Genomic DNA, 2,716 nt, shown 5'->3' with positions numbered 1-2,716 from the left:
CCGCTGACCGACCGCACGACGCCGGCCAACGCCGCCTTTAGCGTTACCTTGCCGGCCAATACCTTCAGCGACGCTGACCCCGGTGACGTCCTGGTCTATACGGCAACCCTGGCCAACGGCACCCCCCTGCCAGCGTGGCTTGCCTTCAATGCCCAAACGCGCACCTTCAGCGGCACTCCGCCGGCCAGCGCCGCCGGCACGCTGCGCCTCACGGTCATTGCTACTGACCGCTATGGTCTGAGTGCCAGCAGCAGCTTCGGCCTGAGCATTACCACGCTCTCCAAGCCCCCTGTAGCGACCCCAGTGCCGAACAACATGGCACAGAACGCCGGCCCAAGCACGGGCAGCACGCCATCAACCACCGCCTTCCGCATCGATTGGCAAGGCAGCGCGCCAGCGCTGGCCAAGCCGGCCGATGAGGACTGGCTGATCGATTACCTGGCCACGCGCCCGGCAGCCAAGACTTTGGGCGAATTGACGGGGCTGGTGGTGAAGCTGGAAGGGTGAGGCGGGCGGCAAGACGACTTCCGCTCGCCGACCTATGCGGAGCGGTGGGTCTTGAGCCAGTCTTTGAGGGCGGTATTTAAACGGGTTTGCCAGCCACGCCCCGTGGTCTGAAATGCCGTCACGACGTCTGCATCCAGCCGAAGATTGATATGCATCTTCGGACTGGCGGAAACCGGGCGTCCCCGTTTCGGACGCAGCATTTCTGCTGCCATCGCCGCGCTAAAAAGTTTGGGTAAAACTTCTGAAGCGGGCTTTGCCTTGGCAAAATCGTCTGCTGTCCACTCCGGGTTATCCGCATCGGGCAGTGTCGGGTCGGGTCTGTGTTGTTCAACCATGGCGTTTTACCTCGCGACTGTTTGCTTTTCGAAAACTAATGACGTGCACCGCGTCTTCACGCGGCGTAAATACGACGGCATAAAGTCGCCCGTCGATATATCCGAAGACACGGAAACGACGCTCTCCATAATCTTTCCGCCGGTCTTCGACGATGACTGCACTGCTCCAGTCCAGTTCCGCCACCAAAGCAAACGGCAAACTACGCTGTTCGATGTTAGCGGCGTTCTTGACGGGGTCGTAGATGATCTTCACAATGTTTATTGTATCCACAATAAATTGAGATGGGAAGCATCGGGCTGCGATTGCACCAGGCAGTCGAATCTTTAAAAAGGGCAAGCCCCACTGGGTCACGCTGAACGGGGCCAGCTCCATCACCATTGGCTTTTTTGCATTCGGCGCACCCGAAATGGGCGACAGCGAATACATCCTGGGCGGGCTGAACCTGCCTTACGTTGTTTTCGGCAGCAATGTCGGCGGCCGCCCCGATGGACAAACGCTCGATGCCGCCGGCAACACCCAGACCTACGGCGTCACGCCAACCAGCGGCACGAGCCGCCCCGATATCCCCTGGGCCAAACTCGACAGCGCCCTCGATACGGCGGGAACCAACCTCGCCCCCGGCTACGCCTTCGACGTTCGAGCAGATTGGCGAGCAGCCGGCCTCCGCCTTCAACGCGGCCCCGCTGTATCCCTTGCTGCATTCCTTTGTGTGTGGCTTCTTCAATCCAGGTATCGATACTTTCGGTGAGCATGGTGCCGGCCTTGCGGCACAACAGGCTTTTGATCCACAAAAAAGACAGATACAAAAAAATTGACAGCTCTTAATTGTGTGCATACAATAAATCGAATGGAAATCACTTGCGACCCTGTCAAAAGCGCCAGCAACATTGAGTTGCGCGGTTTGAGCTTCGAGCGGGTCGCGGATTTTGATTTCCAGACGGCGGTATTTGAGGTGGATGACCGCCGCGATTATGGCGAGTCACGGATGACCGCCATCGGAAGACTCGATGGTATCCCACATGTACTCGTATTCACGATGCGCGGCGAGACGTTGCGTGTCATTAGCTTCCGCAAGGCAAACAAACGCGAGGTGCGACGATATGAGCAAGCGACCCAACCCTGAATTGATTGATGACGACAATCCTGAATTGACCAGCGAATGGTTCAAACGCGCCGTACCGTTTTCCGGGCTGCCGGAATCGTTACAAACTAAACTGCGCGGGCGCCCCAAAGCTGCCGTCACCAAAGAGCGCATCACTATTCGCCTGTCGCAAGAGGTCGTGGAGCGTTTCAGGGCTAGTGGCGACGGTTGGCAGACGCGAGTGGATGCCGCCTTGAAAGATTGGCTCAGTACCCACTCCCCAGCGTAAGTAGTCTGGTTCATCAACCGGAAGTACCGAAGAGAGCGAATTTTCCGGCTGACTTAACCATGGACTGAATCAACCACATCGTCCGAATACCCGAGCCCGGGGCGGTGACAGCTACTGTACCCAGGCCGACCTGCTCGGCTTCTCCGCCAAGGTCCAGCAGTGGTACGGCGACAGCGCCAGATATGCGGGCTGGCCGACGGCTATGCCGGGAGCGGCGACATCGGCGCGCAAGCGATTGTCGAGCTCGCCGACCACAGCTTGCTCATCAGCGCCGGCGCCGGTCGTAACGAGGTCTATCGTTTTAACGAGGAGGGCGGCGAGTCTACCCAAACTCGTACAACGCCGCTACCAAGGTCACCCCGCATCAAAGCGCCGTCTGGATGATCGAGCTACAAAGCCGTCGCATCCTGCAAGTGGCGACCGGCGGCACGCGCGGCGAGGGAATTCTCGCCACCAGCGATGGGCGCATCCTCGTTGCGCAAACCGGTCATATCGACGAAATC

Annotated in this window: 7 protein-coding genes; 4 read left to right on the top strand and 3 right to left on the bottom strand. The window is 58.9% G+C overall.

The annotated features are described in order from the left end of the window. Positions 1–507 (top strand): putative Ig domain-containing protein (locus Q1J43_RS15480; protein WP_301103411.1); only part of this gene is annotated, 507 nt, incomplete at its 5' end. A gap of 32 nt (positions 508–539) precedes the next feature. Here Q1J43_RS15480 and Q1J43_RS15475 read toward each other — a convergent pair. Together Q1J43_RS15475 and Q1J43_RS15470 are read right to left on the bottom strand one after the other, a co-directional pair. Then, positions 540–842 carry a BrnA antitoxin family protein gene (locus Q1J43_RS15475; protein WP_301103410.1) on the bottom strand — a complete coding sequence of 101 codons (303 nt, stop codon included), beginning with the start codon at positions 840–842 and terminating at the stop codon, positions 540–542. After that, positions 835–1,221: a BrnT family toxin gene (locus Q1J43_RS15470; RefSeq protein WP_301103409.1), complete on the bottom strand. Its 387-nt coding sequence runs from the start codon at positions 1,219–1,221 to the stop codon at positions 835–837. Before Q1J43_RS15470 ends, Q1J43_RS15475 begins: the two co-directional genes overlap by 8 nt. A 28-nt stretch (positions 1,222–1,249) precedes the next feature. Between Q1J43_RS15470 and Q1J43_RS15465 the strand changes: the two genes are divergently transcribed. From Q1J43_RS15465 to Q1J43_RS15455, 3 genes are all read left to right on the top strand, one after another. Next, the gene (locus tag Q1J43_RS15465; protein WP_301103408.1) at positions 1,250–1,591 is read left to right on the top strand and encodes a hypothetical protein; all 342 of its coding nucleotides are present in this window, start codon (positions 1,250–1,252) and stop codon (positions 1,589–1,591) included. A gap of 99 nt (positions 1,592–1,690) precedes the next feature. Continuing rightward, positions 1,691–1,966 (top strand): BrnT family toxin, encoded by a 276-nt coding sequence (locus Q1J43_RS15460; RefSeq protein WP_301103407.1) that lies wholly within the window; start codon positions 1,691–1,693, stop codon positions 1,964–1,966. Then, entirely contained in the window at positions 1,944–2,213 is a 270-nt protein-coding gene (locus Q1J43_RS15455) for a BrnA antitoxin family protein (RefSeq protein WP_301103406.1), read from the top strand. Before Q1J43_RS15460 ends, Q1J43_RS15455 begins: the two co-directional genes overlap by 23 nt. Positions 2,214–2,324: 111 nt before the next feature. Here Q1J43_RS15455 and Q1J43_RS15450 read toward each other — a convergent pair whose 3' ends face one another. Next, positions 2,325–2,543: a hypothetical protein gene (locus tag Q1J43_RS15450; RefSeq protein ID WP_301103405.1), complete on the bottom strand. Its 219-nt coding sequence runs from the start codon at positions 2,541–2,543 to the stop codon at positions 2,325–2,327. Positions 2,544–2,716 lie beyond the last annotated feature (173 nt).

The organism is Propionivibrio sp. (assembly GCF_029255185.1).
Taxonomy (GTDB): Bacteria; Pseudomonadota; Gammaproteobacteria; order Burkholderiales; family Rhodocyclaceae; genus Propionivibrio.
Note: the sequence above shows the minus strand (reverse complement) of the source record. Positions and strands in the feature narration are given on the sequence as shown.